Below are 15,563 nucleotides of genomic sequence, written 5' to 3' on the forward strand. Positions count from 1 at the left end.
TTTTATGGCAGAGCCTCTCCCTGGGCTTTCAGTATGGTGAAAGCTTTGACTCTGCCAATCTTATTTAGATAAAGCTACTGATTTTAGCAACCGTAATACCTGATTCCTGTAAAGCAGTCGTGATATATTTTGCAAAGTCCAGCGCGCCTTCCCCGTCGCCATGGATGCAGACTGTATCTGCCTGGATCGGGACATCGGTTCCTTGTAGAGAGGTGACTTTGCCTTCCTTTACCATCCGGATGACCTGGCTGACCGCAATTTCATGCTCTTTAATGAGCGCATCCGGTTCACGCCTTGACGTTAACGAGCCATCCTGCTGATAGGTACGGTCAGAAAATACTTCATTTACTGAACGGAGGCCGAGCTTCTTGCCTGCCTTAACAAGTTCACTGCCAGCGAGCCCGAAAAATATTAATTCGGGATCAACCTTATAAACCGCTTCCGCAATGGCTTCCGCCAGTGGGGCACTTTTTGCCGCCATGTTAAAAAGGGCACCGTGGGGCTTTACGTGCTGGATATTTCCGCCTTCGGATTTGACAAAAGCGGATAGGGCGCCAATTTGGTATACAACAATGTCGTAAGCTTCCTGAGGGGAAATCTGCATTTCTCTTCTTCCGAAACCAACCAAATCCGGAAGCCCGGGATGGACGCCGATCCCGACATTTTTCTCAAGCGCCAATTTTACGGTTTTCCTCATTGTCGCCGGGTCTCCAGCGTGAAATCCGCACGCAATGTTGGCGGAAGTCACAAAGTCGAGGATTTCTGCATCCCTCCCCAGTGTGTAGGTGCCAAAGCTTTCGCCCATGTCACAGTTAATGTCTACAACAGCCATTTCCTTCTCCTCCTATCTAAATTTGAGCACAATCCCATTTTTCAGCTGCTTTATTTTTTTCTCTCTCTTTAAAAAGAGGAGCTGTGCTTCTTCATGCGTTATTTCGCTGAATCTGATCATGTCTCCCAGTTTGGCCTGGGCGATGACCGGTAAATCGACTGATGCAATCTGGCCGATTTTAGGGTAGCCGCCAGTCGTTTGCCTGTCAGCCAGCAGGACAATCGGATTGCCTTCGGAGGGGACTTGAATCGACCCAAAGCTGACGGCTTCGGAAATCATTTCTTCCGGATTTTCGAGTTTTAGCAATGGACCTTTTAAACGGTATCCCATCCGGTCTGATTGAAGGGTGACCTCAAATGGTTCGCTGAAAAATTTATCTTTGCTTTCTTTTGAAAATAACTCGAATTGCCTGCCTCTCATCACACGGATAGACGGATCTTTCCCGTGCAGGGGAATCAAATCAGATGCAACCGACCACTCCGCCTCGGCAAAGGGCCGGTCCACGGTTAGCTTTCCCAGATACTCATGAATGGTGTTTGAAAAATCTCCTGGTTCGTTAAAATCAACCGAGTCTCCGGCTTTTAGGGCACGCCCTTGAAAACCGCCAATTCCTGCCCTTAAATAAGTTGATTTGCTTTCCATTACTTCGGGAACCTTAATGCCGCCCGCAACCGCAAGATAAGCCCTGCTGCCCGCTTTTGCAGGCCCGAAGCTGAGCTTACTGCCCTTTTTGACACAGATGGAACGCCACAATCTAACAGGTATCCCGTTGATAGAAGGGGACAGATCACCTCCACAAATGGAGATGAGAGTATCTTTTTCAAACCGGATGACGGGCCCCAATAACGTTATCTCCAGGGTCGGCTGGTTCTCATCATTGCCTGCCAGTATATTGGAAATGCGGTGCGCGAGCTGGTCCATCACGCCACTGGCGATCACCCCATATTTTTGGTAACCGTATCTTCCTAAATCCTGAACACTAGTTAGGAGGCCTGGTTTGATAATGGTCAGCATCATTTATCACCCCCTAATTCCAAGTATTCTTCATAGCTGATTGGCTTGAATTGGATTCTGTCTCCAGCCCGCAAAAGGCTCGGGGGCTCTTCATCCGGACGGAACAGTTCGACCGGGGTGCGGCCAATCAGCTGCCAGCCGCCAGGTGTTTCGATTGGATAGACTCCTGTTTGTTTTCCAGCGATGCCCACCGTTCTGGGAGGGATTTTTATACGTGGCGTTTTTCTTCTTGGTGTTGCAATTTTTTCCGACATGCCGCCGATATATGGAAAGCCGGGTGCGAAACCGATCATGTATACAATGTAATCGCCGGTTGAATGAATATGGATCACTTCTTCTGTGGTCAAGCCATTGTGTCCGGCAACGAATTCTAAGTCAGGCCCCAATTCGCCTCCATAACAAACCGGTATTTGTACAACCCGCTGGTTGGCCTGATTACCAGTTGTAACTTCTGCCAATAATGAACGCAGCCGCGAACAGACAAAATCATAGGGAAGAGTATGCTTTTTGGCTTTCGTTGAAACTTTGACCGGATCGTAAAACAAAGTGACTGTCGTAAAAGCAGGTATGTATTCTATCATCCAATCCTCTGTATTTTTATCCAACAGTGACGCAATGAATTGAACCTTTTGTTGCGTTTCTATATTTATATCTTCTCCGAGTTCGATAATGACGGCATTATCGCCTAGCGGATGTAAGCTGAATTCCAATTGTTACACCCCCTGAAATTAATTCTCTATTAATGAACAAAACCTTGCATTTCAAAAAATTGGCCTACGGCTAATACATCACTTGCTTTTTATAGGATAAGCATTGTTTAAGAGCGGTATCTGCCTCAGCACCTTTGTTTAGGCTCCCTAAAATTATTTTCTTTATTATACGTTAAGATTTGCAATAATCAAATATTTTGTGCTGGGGTTTATTGTCTTTTTTTCAGAATAATCAAAAAATAATTCCCGGATTTGGTGAAGAGTTGGGAAGTGGGTTGGAATCCTGAAAGGAAGAAACAGCACCGGATTGTTTGTTAAGACATACGGAAAGCAATCCGCTTATCAGTCTATCATTCCAAAGTGGCATTTTTACTTTACTCGAATCATATTATCCAATATTCCGTCTACACGGTAAACCAGTATACACTTTGAGGTAATTCTTGGTGTATAATACATGATTCAAAAATGAGAAAAAACCCCTAATGCGGAGCATTAGAGGTAAAAATAAGTTGTTGAGTAATATTCTTATTTAATTACTATCAGATTTCTGCTCGAGAAATCACTCGTAGATCAAAGATATCTGTTTGTAATTGAACTTTCCCTTCCAATAACATCTTTTTTCTGCGGTGGCAGACATTCCAATGTGCTTGGTTTCTGCATCTACACCGAGCGAAACCGGTTGTCTATAGCACTTGAAGCATACAATATGGGCTTGCAAAAAGTTTTACAAGACCCTTCTAAAATCTCTGATTTAGGAGGGGTTACTGATGATTGTCTTCGCCATTTGTAAAAATGCATCCCGGTGATCCGCGTTTTCTTTTGTAAACATCGTCAGCTTTAATGGCTGTTTCTCGTCCTTGACCAGATAAGCTGAAACAATTTCTCCATTTTGCGCAGACTCCATTACAGTAGCGTTCCTTAAAAATGCATCTTCAGACGGTTGCATCGTTTTGACGTGTTCATTGACTGCTGCTAATTGGGCCTTAGTATTTTCTGTCACGGTCTCCCAATCCGCATCCCCCGGCAATAGCTCGATCCGCATAAACACTTCTGGATTTTCCGTTAAAAACAAAGAATCTTTATGAGGTTCTTCAGCGGTCAGTTCGTAGCCTGGCAAGACGTACATTGAATAATTCTGGTTGTCGCTATGCTTTAAAAATGCGGTATCTTGTGTTTCTTGTCCATTGACTTTATATTTTAGGTTTTGTTCCAAAATTCGCACGAGCCCATTGGAATTTTCCGGGGAGCTGCTTTCATTGTTAGTGCCTTCTTCATTTTGTTCAGAATTGCCTTCTCCCTGATTACTTTCTTCTTGTTGGTTACCACTATTGGTGCTGTCATCATTCGCCTGTTCTTCCTGGGTTCCGCAGCCACTTACAAGAAGTAAGAGCAGGGCCGCACAAGCTAATCCCTTTTTCAACTGTATCATCTGCAATTCCTCCCGGTTTGATTGGAGTTCTACCAAAGTAGACGAAAAAAGGCGTCAAATGTTTCAGGGAAATATTAGGAGATCCAACTCTTGAAATAGGGGGCTGGACATAAAAAGCCCGGACTGGCCGTCCAGGCTGAAAACCATGTGGTTTTGCGTTAATAAAGGGGAATGATAACGAATAAAAATAAGTCAAAAACCAGATGCGAGACTATCACAAGCGGGATGCTCCGTTTCCACCAATATAAAAATCCCCAAAACAGGCCTCCAACAAGAGCAGCTAGCGGGAGAACCGTATAACCTGAATAGAAGTGTACCGATGTGTACAAAAGAGCGGCCAATACAATTCCAGCAGTAGCAGGAACGTATTTCTCAAGCCGTTTTTGAATAAAGCCCCGCCAAAAAATTTCTTCACCGGGAATGATCACCAGGATCAACACTATATAATGCCATAATTGAGCGGGAGCAAAGCGATTGTAAAGTTTTGCGGCCCCCTTGCTAAAAGGCAAGTTCACGAGATCGATTAAATAACTCCCTACCCAAAAGACGGCAAACAAAACAGTGCCCGACAATAATCCATACAAAAGATAGGAACCGACGCTTTGCTGGTCGTCAATCTCTTCATTTAAAATCGAATAGCTGATTAACACAAGCATGGAAGCCGTGAGCATATACCAGAAAACCGCTCTGTTTTCAAATGTAAAAAACATGAGAAGGTGTGCAAGAAGAAAGCCGATTATTAATCGGGAATCAAAAATCCATTTCTTCATCAGTAATCCCCTTTCTAACAAACAAACACTATTGTAACAAAGATGGGTTAGAAATTGTAAGGAAAAGTTTTCTTTTAACGTCCTAAAATTCGTCCAATTTATGAAAAAGGAGAGAAAGTGGAATGGAAAATCAAAAAGTCTGCACGGCATTACGAAAAATGATAGATTTACTCTGGTTCAACTTAAATTAAGGCTGGCCCGAATTCCTCGAGTCAGCCTTATTAAAGGATAGAATTGCGATAATCAAAAGCTTGAAAACAGTGGATTTGACTTAACGAATCTAATAAGCCAGTTTACCTGCACCGAATTATAGAACAGTTTCTTTGATTACTTTGTAATTTTTATGATTGACAACTGTGCGCTGGTCCAGTTCGAGATCGCGATAATTATCCATATATGTCAAATCGACAATGACAGAGTTTTCATTCACCTTTTCAACAATTCCACGTAAACCGTCTTTAAATTCAATAATGTTTCCAACCTCTGCTTTTTTCACTGTGATCTCTCCTTTTTTATCTGTTTTAAAACCATATTGCACTCATTATAGAAGTTCGTCACAGGATTATCAACCGATAATCGCTGAAGGACAGATACATTTTATCAAATAGGGAGACCTGCGGATGATAGGAAGAGGCGATCTTTCTTGATTTAGCCGAATTTCCCGATACGGATGAACGTGTAAAAGTGCTATAATGGTCAAGGTAACGAAAATTCGTAAGTATGGTGATACTCAATGGATAAACAATTAATTAACGAGATATTGGACAGTTTAAAATCCGGAAATATGTCGGAGTATTATGTAAAGAAAGATGATTTTCTGCTGTTCAGGTCGGTTCTTACCGCCAGGGAGGATTTTAAGCATTTTCGGGGAATTGCCCAGCGGGGTGGAGATGTTATATTCACCTATCAACCGGTTCCCGGAAGTTGAACGATGAGAGGTGCAGTCATTTGGTTCTCCCTTCTGCTTGCAGAGAATGGCCAGTCATAAATATTTTTGTCTGCTAAAAAAGAACTATAATTTTCAATCTGGCGATAGTAAAATATATGTAAAGGCCAAGAGGTGAGCTAAGTGAAACCTTTTATTACTGAAGAAGAGCTTTTGCACCGAATTGAGTTGAAGCGGATAGAAATGGTTTTAATGGCCACTAAAACTGGAATCTCCAGCAAACAGACCTTAAAAGCAAGCAAAGAACTAGACGACCTCTTGAACCTGCACCGAAATTTGCACGGTTTCTCAAATTCAGTCAATATGAACTACTAAATATAAAAGCTGATCAGGAAGAGAAGGAACTCACGGTCAGCTTTTTTAATTTAAGAGAACCGCACGATCCTGCCAGTAAACTTTAGAAGGCATTCCCCAAAATAATAAATTGATTTCTGCGGAGTTTCTGCTTTTAGTATTTCGCTTTGAATGGCTAAAATAATGTGTAAAGGGTAAATGGTAAAGAAAAGTTGTTGTGAAAAGCAAGCAGAGGAGGAGATGGAGTTGACAGCTTTTAATAATAAGATTGTCATTGTTACTGGCGCTTCACACGGAATTGGTAAGGGGGTCGCCACTGCATTTGCCGGGAAGGGAGCGTCCGTGATCATCGCTGATGTGGATGAAGACCGCGGTGAAGCAGTGGAAAGAGAGCTTCGAAGCAAAGACTATAAAGCACAGTTTATTAGAATGGATGTTAAAGACGAGGAAAGTGTCAGGACATTGGTGAATAAGACAATTGATAAGCACGGTGCTATTGATATTTTAATCAATAACGCCGGCATTTCAAAGTTCCATTCTTTTTTTAAAATGACGCTTGATGATTGGGATGAAGTCATCGATACAAACCTGAAAAGTGTTTTTTTATGTTCAAGAGAGGCTGCTAAGCATATGAAAGAATCGGGAGGGAGCATTGTCAATATTTCTTCGACAAGAGCTTTTATGTCCGAACCCAATACCGAAGCTTACTCCGCTTCGAAGGGAGGCATCATTGCCTTGACACGAGCGCTGGCTAGAACATTGAGCCCTTACAGGATTAGAGTCAATTCAATTAGTCCAGGCTGGATTGAAGTAAATGATTACGAGGGCTTGCGCGATATTGACCATGAACAGCATTTATCCAAACGAGTGGGGAAGCCTGAGGATATTGCAAAAGGCTGTTTATATTTAGCCGACCCGGAAAATGACTTTGTCACCGGTGAAAACATTATCATTGACGGGGGAATGACACGGAAAATGATTTATGAAGAATAGTTTCGGACTTGAGAAAGGATATAAATTTTTTGATTATATCCTTTCTCTTCATAACGACAAGTCAATTAAATTGCAATGAAAATATAGCAAAAAAACTTCCAGGCTGAGCAGGGATTCAACGCTTTGTAAAGAAGATATAAGTTACATAAAGGAATAAATAAACAACTTTCTTCATATACATGGAAAAATTTAATGGAAGAAGGGGAGCGCTGTGAAAATAGAAATGGAGCGGGCTTTAAGGGTTAAATCGTTGTCCAGTGAGATTCTTGAACAGCTTCTTGAGGATCGGACCAGCTTTAAAGAGAAAGATTTGCGGAATGCAGTAGAGCTGTTGGCAAGATCCGTACAGGATCTGGCTAATCTTTACACCGGTCTGGAAGAAGACCATGTCAGCACCTTAAAAGCGACAATTATGAAAATGAAAGTTTGCAACAATACCCTTTATTATGGAAAGAGCAAGAAAAGTTTGGAAAATGAAAGCGCTTCATTAAAAAAGTTATGAAAAATCGTTGAATAATCACGCATTTCCATTGTCGAAAAAGGGCGGAAATGCTATTCTTTTTGATGAGATGGAAGTTGTCTGAATAATAATATATACACCATACAAAGTTTGCTTAAACATACATGTTCAAAGAAGTAGTGGTAGAAAATAAAACAGTGTGGCAGGATATTCTAAATGGGAAAGCAATATCTTTTTAATTTTCCGCCAATTAAGCGTTTAGTTGACTAAAAACGCTTAATTGTTTAAGTTAATGAGACAAACCATCTTTATATACAGGTGTTTATTTTACTTATCAAAAAGGAGTTTGATTTCTAATGGTCGAAAAACAATTTAAAGTAACAGCTGAAACGGGTATTCATGCTCGTCCGGCAACTCTTTTAGTACAAGCTGCAAGCAAGTTTGATTCCGAAATTCATCTTCAATACAAAGATAAAAAAGTAAACCTGAAGTCAATCATGGGTGTTATGTCTCTTGGTGTAGGCCAGGGTGCGGATATTAAAATCAGTGCTGAAGGAAGCGACGAAGCAGATGCACTGAGAACCCTTGAAGATACATTGAAAAGAGAAGGTCTTGCTGAATAATGAACTTTTTAAATGGTATTGCTGCATCAAGCGGCATTGCAATTGCAAAGGCTTACCGTCTGGTAGAGCCTGACTTAACCTTTACGAAAAAAACGGTTGAGGATGCCGGCCTTGAAGTAGAACGCTTTCAAAATGCTGTAAATACAGCTAAACATGAGCTTGAACAAATTCGTAACCGTGCCAATGCAGAGCTTGGGGCAGATAAAGCGGCTATTTTTGACGCTCATTTGCTTGTCTTAAGTGACCCTGAATTAATTACACCAATTGAAGATAAGATTAAAACGGAAAAAGTGAACGCGGAGCCTGCCCTTCAAGAAACAGCCGATATGTTTATTTCCATGTTCGAATCAATGGATAATGAATATATGAAAGAACGGGCTGCTGATATTCGCGATGTAACAAAGCGGGTGCTTGCCCATTTGCTGCAAGTTCAAATGACGAGCCCGAGCATGATTAATGAAGAGGTTATTGTTGTAGCTGAAGATTTAACACCTTCTGATACAGCGCAATTAAACCGCCAGTTCGTGAAAGGCTTTACAACAGACATTGGCGGCAGAACTTCCCATTCTGCGATTATGGCGAGGTCGATGGAAATACCGGCTGTAGTAGGTACAAAAAAGGCAACTCACAATATTGAAAACGGCGATATCGTGATTGTGGACGGTTTGAAGGGAGAAGTACATATTAACCCTTCCCGGGAATTGATTGACGACTATAAAAAAGTCCAGCAAGACTTTGAAAAGCAGAAGGCTGAATGGGCGAAACTAGTCAATGAAAAATCATTTTCCGCCGACGGCCATCATGTTGAACTTGCCGCCAATATTGGCACACCTAAAGATCTTAAAGGTGTGAAAGCCAATGGCGGTGAAGGAATCGGCTTGTATCGTACCGAGTTCCTTTACATGGGCAGGGACCAGCTGCCTACAGAAGAAGAACAATTTGAGTCCTACAAAGCAGTGCTGGAAGGCATGGAAGGAAAACCTGTAGTTGTGCGGACGCTTGATATCGGTGGAGATAAAGAGCTTCCTTATTTAGACCTTCCAAAGGAAATGAATCCATTTCTTGGCTTCCGGGCGATTCGCCTTTGTCTTGAAGAACAGGACTTGTTCAGGACCCAGCTGCGCGCATTATTAAGAGCCAGTGTCTATGGCAACCTGAAAATTATGTTCCCGATGATTTCTACTTTACAGGAATTCCGTGCGGCGAAAGCCGTTTTGGAAGAAGAGCGGGCAAACCTTCTTTCTAAAGGTATCCAGGTAGCCGAACAAATTGAGCTTGGAATCATGGTTGAAATTCCATCAACCGCCGTCCTGGCAGACCAATTTGCTAAAGAAGTCGACTTCTTCAGCATCGGAACAAATGACCTGATTCAGTATACAATGGCCGCCGACCGGATGAATGAGCGCGTCTCCTATTTATACCAGCCGTATAACCCGGCAATTTTGCGCCTTGTAAAGATGGTGATTGATGCCGCCCATAAAGAAGGAAAATGGGCCGGAATGTGCGGGGAGATGGCTGGAGATGAACTGGCGATCCCAATTCTGCTCGGACTCGGACTCGACGAATTCTCGATGAGTGCTACCTCGATTCTTAAAGCGCGTGCACAATTGCGCCGCTTAAATAAAAACGAAATGGAACAGCTTGCAGAGAAAGTTCTGCAAATGAGTACAACAGAAGAAGTGGTCGAGGCTGTAAAGGCTGTTACCGACTTGTAATTAATTTGGAATATGGGAAAATGTTTCACTTTGTTATAAAAGGGTAAAGGTAGACTGGCACTTTAGTAAAACTGAGGTTCGCTAATCATTCTCATTTTCCCCCTTTATTGCCGGCTGGTTTCCAGCCGGATTTTTTTTTATTCTAACTGTCAATGTTATGTTAGAATAAGAGCAAATATCGTCGGGAGAGGGGTTTAGCACATGTTGTCACCGGACCAAACTGTAATTGGCTTTATCGGACTCGGAGTCATGGGGAAAAGCATGGCCGGCCACCTGGCCAGGGCAGGTTATCCGCTTGTCGTTTATACAAGAACAAAGGAAAAGGCGAAACCCTTGCTGGATGAAGGAGCGGAATGGGCAGATTCTCCGCGGGGAGTAGCCTTAAAAGCCAATGTGATCATCACGATTGTCGGCTATCCGCATGATGTCGAAGAAGTTTATCTTGGTGAGGAAGGGATTATCGCCAATAGCCGGGAAGGTACATACGTGATTGATATGACTACTTCGACGCCGTCCTTAGCGGTGAAAATTTATGAAGAAGCAAAAAAGCGGGGCATTCATGCGATTGACGCACCGGTTTCCGGCGGAGATATTGGTGCTCGCGAAGCAAGGCTCGCGATCATGGCAGGTGGTGATCGAGAGGCTTTCCTCGCCGTTGAGCCGATTCTCAAACTTCTTGGTCCAAATGTAGTGTATCAAGGCAGTGCCGGAGCAGGCCATCACACGAAAATGTGCAACCAAATTGCGATCGCTTCCAATATGATCGGGGTATGCGAGGCGATTGTTTATGCGGAAAAAGCCGGCCTTGATCCAGAAACGGTTCTGAAGAGTATTTCCACTGGAGCAGCGGGCAGCTGGTCCCTTTCCAATCTGGCACCAAGGATGATAAACGGAGATTTTGAACCGGGCTTCTATATTAAACATTTTATCAAGGATATGAATATTGCTTTAGAAGAAGCCGCCGCGATGGGAATGGACACCCCCGGATTAGCTTTGGCGAGGCGCCTTTATGGAAAACTGGCCGAAGAGGGAGAAGAAAACAGCGGGACCCAGGCCCTTTATAAATATTGGACATAAAAAAACGGCTCCGACAGCCGGAACCGTTTAAGCAAAATTTTTTAGAGGGGACCCGATCAAGGGTTACCCTCTGTTTTTTGTTAAATAATCCTGAAGACGGTTCAGCCCTTCTTCAAGTGTTTCAAGTGAATAAGCGTATGACAGGCGGAAATAGCCTTCGCCCAGTGACGAAAAAGCGCTGCCCGGAACAACGGCAACCTTCGCTTCCTCGACAAGCGACAATGCAAACTCAAATGAATTCGTATTCGCATTTGGCATTTTTACGAAGAAATAAAAAGCACCATCTGGTTTGACGGTTTCCAAGCCCATTTCAACAAGCCTTTTATACACATAATTTCTCCGCTTTCGATATTCCTCCCGCATCGGCACAGAGTCGTCCAGCCCGTCTGTCAAGGCTGCCAAAGCTGCTGCCTGTGAGATGGACGAGGCACAAGTAACATTATATTGATGAACTTTAAGGATATGTTTCGCTATATACTCAGGCGCATAAAGGAGCCCAATTCGCCATCCGGTCATCGCATGTGATTTAGATAGCCCATTAATCACAATTGTTTTATCTCTTAAAAATTTCGCGATTGAAACATGCGGCCTTTCAAAAACAAGCTCGCTGTATATTTCATCGGCAAGGACGAATATTTCTTTTTTCTCGAGAAGGGCTGCCATCTCATAAAGCTCCCGCTCGTTCAAGCTGACCCCGGTCGGATTTGACGGATAGGGAAGGACAATGCAGCGGGTCTGGTCATTTATGTAAGGTTCAATCAATTCTGCTGTCAGCTTAAACTGATGCTCCCGCGTATCAATATAAACAGGTTTCGCACCGCACAAACGGATGATTGGTTCATAGCCCGGGTAAACAGGCCCTGGGAGAATGACTTCCGCCCCTTCCTCGAGGATTGTCCGAAAAGCAATGTCAATCGCTTCGCTTGCACCGGTTGTCACAATTACCTCTGACAAAGGATTGTAATCAACACCATATTTTGTTTTATAAAAGCCGGCAGCTGCCTCTCTTAATTCAAGCAGTCCTGCGTTATGGGTATAGGAAGTAAAATTATCATCAATCGCTTTTTTGCCGGCTTCCTTAACATGGCCAGGTGTTGGAAAGTCCGGTTGGCCGATCGTTAAAGAGATCATGTCCTCAGTACCTGCGACCATATTGAAAAATTTTCTGATTCCCGATATTTCAAGTTGTTTCACTCTGTTATTAATTAAATGCTCCACTCTTTTCATCCTCCCAAGAAGTTATCATTATTCTAACATGTTCCCGGTGAATATTCATTTGCATTTCTCCCGAAAAAAATAAACACCTTCGATTTGAAGGTGTAAAAGAGGTTGAATTTATAAGAGTGTGACTGTAAAAGGCTTTTCCATAATATGCCGTTCGATTTAAAAAACGGAGGATCGGTGTTTTCAGACACTGCCGGGGAAGCGATATTTTATGATTTTGTGGAAGCAGGCATTTGTTTTAATATCCGTAATCCCAGTCAACTTCATCTTCGTGCCAAAATGCCGGGGCTACTGTTCCAAAGTCGATCACTTTGTTTTCGAGTTTGCAATTGCAATGTTCGCATCCGCATTGGCTTTTAATTTCTTCATACACGGATATCTCTACATCTTCAATGAATGTCACGGTGTTGTCATCCTTGTACAGAATGGCCGTACCTCTCACTCTGATTGCACCTTCTTTTCTTAATTAATAAATGTGATTTTCCTTACGTTTGTATTGTATTCCGTTTTTTCATGCAGGTCTATAAGGTTGTGATTTTGTTCACGAAATAGTCACTTTAATATCAATCAAAATAAAATAGCGATATTGAAATGTATTAATGCTATAATGATAGTGTTAATTTTCGGAAAAGAAATTAACGTCTATAATGAAAAATCTGGAGGAATGGGAATGGAAGCAAGCCTGGAAACAAATACTTTTCAGGAAAAGAAGCAATACGGGGGCTTTTGGATCAGATTTGCGGCCAGTTTGATTGATTCAATAGTTGTTGGAATCCCGATGGCAATTTTAATTATCATTATTGGTTTTATGCTTTTTAATTCTACAGGTGCCATTGATGCGATGATGACCGACCCGGCTTATATGGAGCAGGAGTTAACAGACGAAGAAGCTATTGCCCTTCTTGGCACGTATTTAGTATCTGTTGTTGTTAGCTTGATCGTATCAACCCTCTATTTCGCCGGATTGCATGCGTCCAAGTGGCAGGCAACAGTCGGCAAAAAGCTCCTTGGTTTAAAGGTAACGGACCTGAATGGAAATCGTATCTCCTTTTGGAGATCTTTAGGCCGGTATTTGGCGATGGTGTTTTTATCTTCAATCTTATTAATCGGCTATATTATTGCTGCGTTTACAGAGAAGAAACAATCATTGCACGATCTGATTGCTGGAACGGTTGTTCTGAGAAAATAGGCCGCGCACTTTTATTCAAGCTTATAGAACTTTTATCTACTGCACTTCAAGCAAGGAGTGCAGTTTTTTGTATAGGGGGTCCCGGTAGCAAAACGCGGAAAACATACGCTAAGCAAATTTCGACATGAAGAAAGCCGATTTTTTCTACTCTAAGAGTGCAGTGCATATTTAAATAGTAAGATATACAGAATACAGCATATGTCCTATGGTAATAATACGTTAGTTACAGTAATTTAACATTGTGATTTTAAGAATGTATATTCATAAACAGGCATATAATCCAAGGAGAAAATCGTAATCACTTCGATTTAAAAGGTGGTTTTTATATGCTTGTTTCTTCACCACTAAAAGATCTCCTACTATATGCTTTGTTTCTATTTCTCATTTATTTATTTTTCTTTGGAAACGAGGATATGGTTGCTTCCTTTAAATTTGTTTTTGGTGAAGAGTGGAAATCAGTTTTTATCGCATTCCTAAATATGTTATTAGAGGCTCTGCCTTTTATTATTCTTGGAGCTATTTTTTCTTCTTTCATTCAATTGTTTGTAGGAGAGCAAACTGTCCAAAGATTAATACCGAAAAGTCCACTTTCTGCAATGATTGTAGCTTTATTTATAGCCGTGATAACGCCAGTGTGTGAATGTGCTATTATACCGGTGGTAAAAAGACTTATTCAAAAAGGTGTACCAGTTCACGCAGGAGTTGTTATTCTTGTAGGTGCACCAATTCTAAATTTTGTAGTATTTACATCTACTTACTATGCTTTTCCAAATCAACCTGAAATCTATTTCGGTAGATTCATACTTTGTATGGTAACAGCGCTTGTTGCTGGGAGTATCATTTACATTTTCTTCTCAAAATCTGAAGTTCTTAAAATTAGAAAAGAAGATTTACTATCTAAAGGGTTCTCCATATCAAATGAAAAGGGAACTTCGAAATGGAAAGCGATTATTCATCACACTTCACATGAGTTTTTCCAAGTAGGAAAGTATTTTATCATCGGTGCTTTTCTGGCAAGTCTTGCTCAAATTTACATAGAGCGCTCAGTTTTAGCCCAAGCAGTAACTAATTCTGTTACTGATACCATGTTAATGATGGGACTCGCCTTTTTATTGTCCATCTGTTCCGAGGCTGATGCGTTTGTAGCTGCTTCTTTTAATGGGATTTTTCAACCGGAGGCTGTTTTGGGATTTTTGGTATATGGACCAATTTTAGATTTGAAAAACTTTCTCGTTATGTTTTCTTACTACAGAATGCGATTTATCCTTTTCTATACTATCGTAGTAACGATCACAATATTTGGATTGTCAATTTTTATGGGTCAATATATTTCAATGGAGGGATGATAATGAAAGGAAAAGAGCCTCCTTCTTGGCAAACAAAGAATGAACTGCAGGGTATCTTACTAATAGGCTTTAGCTTGGTTATTTTTAAATTGTATGTGACGAAGAATATTTCTGTGGTGCTCGAACCTAAGATGACATCTTTAATCATGTTTACTATGCTCAGTCTTTTTATTATTGGTTTTTTCAGGTTATGGAACAGCGATATGAAGGGAGCAGATTGTGATTGTGAAGTATGTGATACATCATCTAGTTCACTGAGAATAGTCTTACAATACTCATTATTCCTATTCCCCATTATTTTAGCGCTAATAATTAGTGATTTCACTCTTGATACGGATATCCTTTCAAAGTGATTAATCTTCAGGAGAATAGCACAATACCATAGCAAGCATTCACAACGTTATTTCAGTTATTTCAGTATTGTGTCCGCAGACACCTACGTTGTCGGATTGTTTGCCAGTGGCATTGACGCGGCAGGTGAATGTCAGTCACCCACACTGCCACTGGCAAATGAAAAAGTCTATTTCTTTGTCAAATTCACACTGTTAAAACAACAGATCCTTCGTCTCTTTTTTTAACAGTGAAACTATTTTTAGCATTGTATCCTTCTGTTCCTTCAGTTCGGAAATTTCTACTCTAAGCACTTCAATTACAGCCTCCATTTCCGAAATGCCATCTTGTAACTGTACGTAATACTTCTCGAGTTTCTCCATAACTCATCCCTCTTCTATAGATCGTTTATTACCCTATGAATGTGCGATTCACCCACAATTTTGTGCCCCTGTACAAAGGCATCCAACAGGCTTTGGCTGCACAGCGTATTGATTTTTCGCGGCACCCCGTGGCTGAAGTTGTAAATTGCTTGAATGGCCTCTTCCGAAAAAAGTTCTTGAGGGGTTTCCACCACGTCCAACTGATGGTGAATATACTCATGCGTTTCC

Annotated in this window: 19 protein-coding genes and 1 pseudogene; 10 read left to right on the top strand and 10 right to left on the bottom strand. The window is 41.6% G+C overall.

Annotated elements, in window-relative coordinates; all coding sequences use genetic code 11:
* Positions 1-64 precede the first annotated feature (64 nt).
* The 6 genes from CU633_RS20285 to CU633_RS20315 all read right to left on the bottom strand — a co-directional run bounded on the left by CU633_RS20285 (position 65) and on the right by CU633_RS20315 (position 5,251).
* Positions 65-832 (bottom strand): LamB/YcsF family protein, encoded by a 768-nt coding sequence (locus CU633_RS20285; RefSeq protein ID WP_101662376.1) that lies wholly within the window; start codon positions 830-832, stop codon positions 65-67.
* A gap of 12 nt (positions 833-844) precedes the next feature.
* Positions 845-1,846: a biotin-dependent carboxyltransferase family protein gene (locus tag CU633_RS20290; protein WP_101662392.1), complete on the bottom strand. Its 1,002-nt coding sequence runs from the start codon at positions 1,844-1,846 to the stop codon at positions 845-847.
* The gene (gene pxpB / locus CU633_RS20295; RefSeq protein ID WP_101662377.1) at positions 1,846-2,556 is read right to left on the bottom strand and encodes a 5-oxoprolinase subunit PxpB; all 711 of its coding nucleotides are present in this window, start codon (positions 2,554-2,556) and stop codon (positions 1,846-1,848) included. Before pxpB ends, CU633_RS20290 begins: the two co-directional genes overlap by 1 nt.
* Before the next feature lie 751 nt (positions 2,557-3,307).
* Positions 3,308-3,985 carry a hypothetical protein gene (locus tag CU633_RS20305; protein ID WP_101662378.1) on the bottom strand — a complete coding sequence of 226 codons (678 nt, stop codon included), beginning with the start codon at positions 3,983-3,985 and terminating at the stop codon, positions 3,308-3,310.
* Between the two features lie 158 nt (positions 3,986-4,143).
* Positions 4,144-4,755, bottom strand: coding sequence for a CPBP family intramembrane glutamic endopeptidase (locus tag CU633_RS20310; RefSeq protein WP_101662379.1), 612 nt, complete (start codon positions 4,753-4,755; stop codon positions 4,144-4,146).
* Positions 4,756-5,062: 307 nt separating this feature from the next.
* Positions 5,063-5,251 carry a YkvS family protein gene (locus tag CU633_RS20315; RefSeq protein ID WP_101578226.1) on the bottom strand — a complete coding sequence of 63 codons (189 nt, stop codon included), beginning with the start codon at positions 5,249-5,251 and terminating at the stop codon, positions 5,063-5,065.
* 237 nt (positions 5,252-5,488) lie between these two features.
* Here CU633_RS20315 and CU633_RS20320 point away from each other — a divergent pair, with 237 nt between their 5' ends.
* From CU633_RS20320 to CU633_RS20350, 7 genes are all read left to right on the top strand, one after another.
* On the top strand, positions 5,489-5,683 hold the full coding sequence (locus CU633_RS20320) for a hypothetical protein (RefSeq protein ID WP_101662380.1): 195 nt from the start codon (positions 5,489-5,491) through the stop codon (positions 5,681-5,683).
* 141 nt (positions 5,684-5,824) lie between these two features.
* Positions 5,825-6,016, top strand: a complete 192-nt coding sequence (locus CU633_RS20325) for an aspartyl-phosphate phosphatase Spo0E family protein (RefSeq protein ID WP_257959170.1) — start codon at positions 5,825-5,827, stop codon at positions 6,014-6,016.
* Between the two features lie 219 nt (positions 6,017-6,235).
* On the top strand, positions 6,236-6,988 hold the full coding sequence (locus CU633_RS20330) for an SDR family NAD(P)-dependent oxidoreductase (RefSeq protein WP_101662381.1): 753 nt from the start codon (positions 6,236-6,238) through the stop codon (positions 6,986-6,988).
* A 211-nt stretch (positions 6,989-7,199) separates the two neighbouring features.
* Positions 7,200-7,490 (top strand): hypothetical protein, encoded by a 291-nt coding sequence (locus CU633_RS20335; protein ID WP_101662382.1) that lies wholly within the window; start codon positions 7,200-7,202, stop codon positions 7,488-7,490.
* A 314-nt stretch (positions 7,491-7,804) separates the two neighbouring features.
* Entirely contained in the window at positions 7,805-8,071 is a 267-nt protein-coding gene (locus CU633_RS20340) for a phosphocarrier protein HPr (protein ID WP_101662383.1), read from the top strand.
* Complete coding sequence (ptsP, locus tag CU633_RS20345) at positions 8,071-9,786, top strand: phosphoenolpyruvate--protein phosphotransferase (RefSeq protein ID WP_101662384.1); 1,716 nt, start codon at positions 8,071-8,073, stop codon at positions 9,784-9,786. Before CU633_RS20340 ends, ptsP begins: the two co-directional genes overlap by 1 nt.
* 201 nt (positions 9,787-9,987) lie before the next feature.
* Complete coding sequence (locus CU633_RS20350; RefSeq protein WP_101662385.1) at positions 9,988-10,863, top strand: NAD(P)-dependent oxidoreductase; 876 nt, start codon at positions 9,988-9,990, stop codon at positions 10,861-10,863.
* Between the two features lie 63 nt (positions 10,864-10,926).
* Here the strand turns inward: CU633_RS20350 and CU633_RS20355 are convergent, their stop codons facing one another.
* Together CU633_RS20355 and CU633_RS20360 are read right to left on the bottom strand one after the other, a co-directional pair.
* Complete coding sequence (locus CU633_RS20355) at positions 10,927-12,081, bottom strand: aminotransferase A (protein WP_101662386.1); 1,155 nt, start codon at positions 12,079-12,081, stop codon at positions 10,927-10,929.
* A 244-nt stretch (positions 12,082-12,325) separates the two neighbouring features.
* A complete protein-coding gene (locus CU633_RS20360; RefSeq protein WP_101662387.1) occupies positions 12,326-12,529 on the bottom strand; it encodes a hypothetical protein in 204 nt (67 codons plus the stop codon).
* Positions 12,530-12,757: 228 nt separating this feature from the next.
* Between CU633_RS20360 and CU633_RS20365 the strand changes: the two genes are divergently transcribed.
* The 3 genes from CU633_RS20365 to CU633_RS20375 all read left to right on the top strand — a co-directional run bounded on the left by CU633_RS20365 (position 12,758) and on the right by CU633_RS20375 (position 14,975).
* The gene (locus tag CU633_RS20365) at positions 12,758-13,276 is read left to right on the top strand and encodes an RDD family protein (RefSeq protein ID WP_101662388.1); all 519 of its coding nucleotides are present in this window, start codon (positions 12,758-12,760) and stop codon (positions 13,274-13,276) included.
* Between the two features lie 326 nt (positions 13,277-13,602).
* Complete coding sequence (locus CU633_RS20370; protein WP_101662389.1) at positions 13,603-14,622, top strand: permease; 1,020 nt, start codon at positions 13,603-13,605, stop codon at positions 14,620-14,622.
* 2 nt (positions 14,623-14,624) lie between these two features.
* A complete protein-coding gene (locus CU633_RS20375; protein ID WP_180955049.1) occupies positions 14,625-14,975 on the top strand; it encodes a DUF1980 domain-containing protein in 351 nt (116 codons plus the stop codon).
* 192 nt (positions 14,976-15,167) lie between these two features.
* Here CU633_RS20375 and CU633_RS23025 read toward each other — a convergent pair whose 3' ends face one another.
* Together CU633_RS23025 and CU633_RS23145 are read right to left on the bottom strand one after the other, a co-directional pair.
* On the bottom strand, positions 15,168-15,335 hold the full coding sequence (locus tag CU633_RS23025) for a hypothetical protein (protein ID WP_180955050.1): 168 nt from the start codon (positions 15,333-15,335) through the stop codon (positions 15,168-15,170).
* A 14-nt stretch (positions 15,336-15,349) separates the two neighbouring features.
* Positions 15,350-15,563 (bottom strand): annotated as a pseudogene (locus CU633_RS23145) (ExeA family protein); the annotation flags it as partial.

The organism is Bacillus sp. V3-13, assembly GCF_002860165.1.
Lineage (GTDB): Bacteria > Bacillota > Bacilli > Bacillales > Cytobacillaceae > Bacillus_BJ.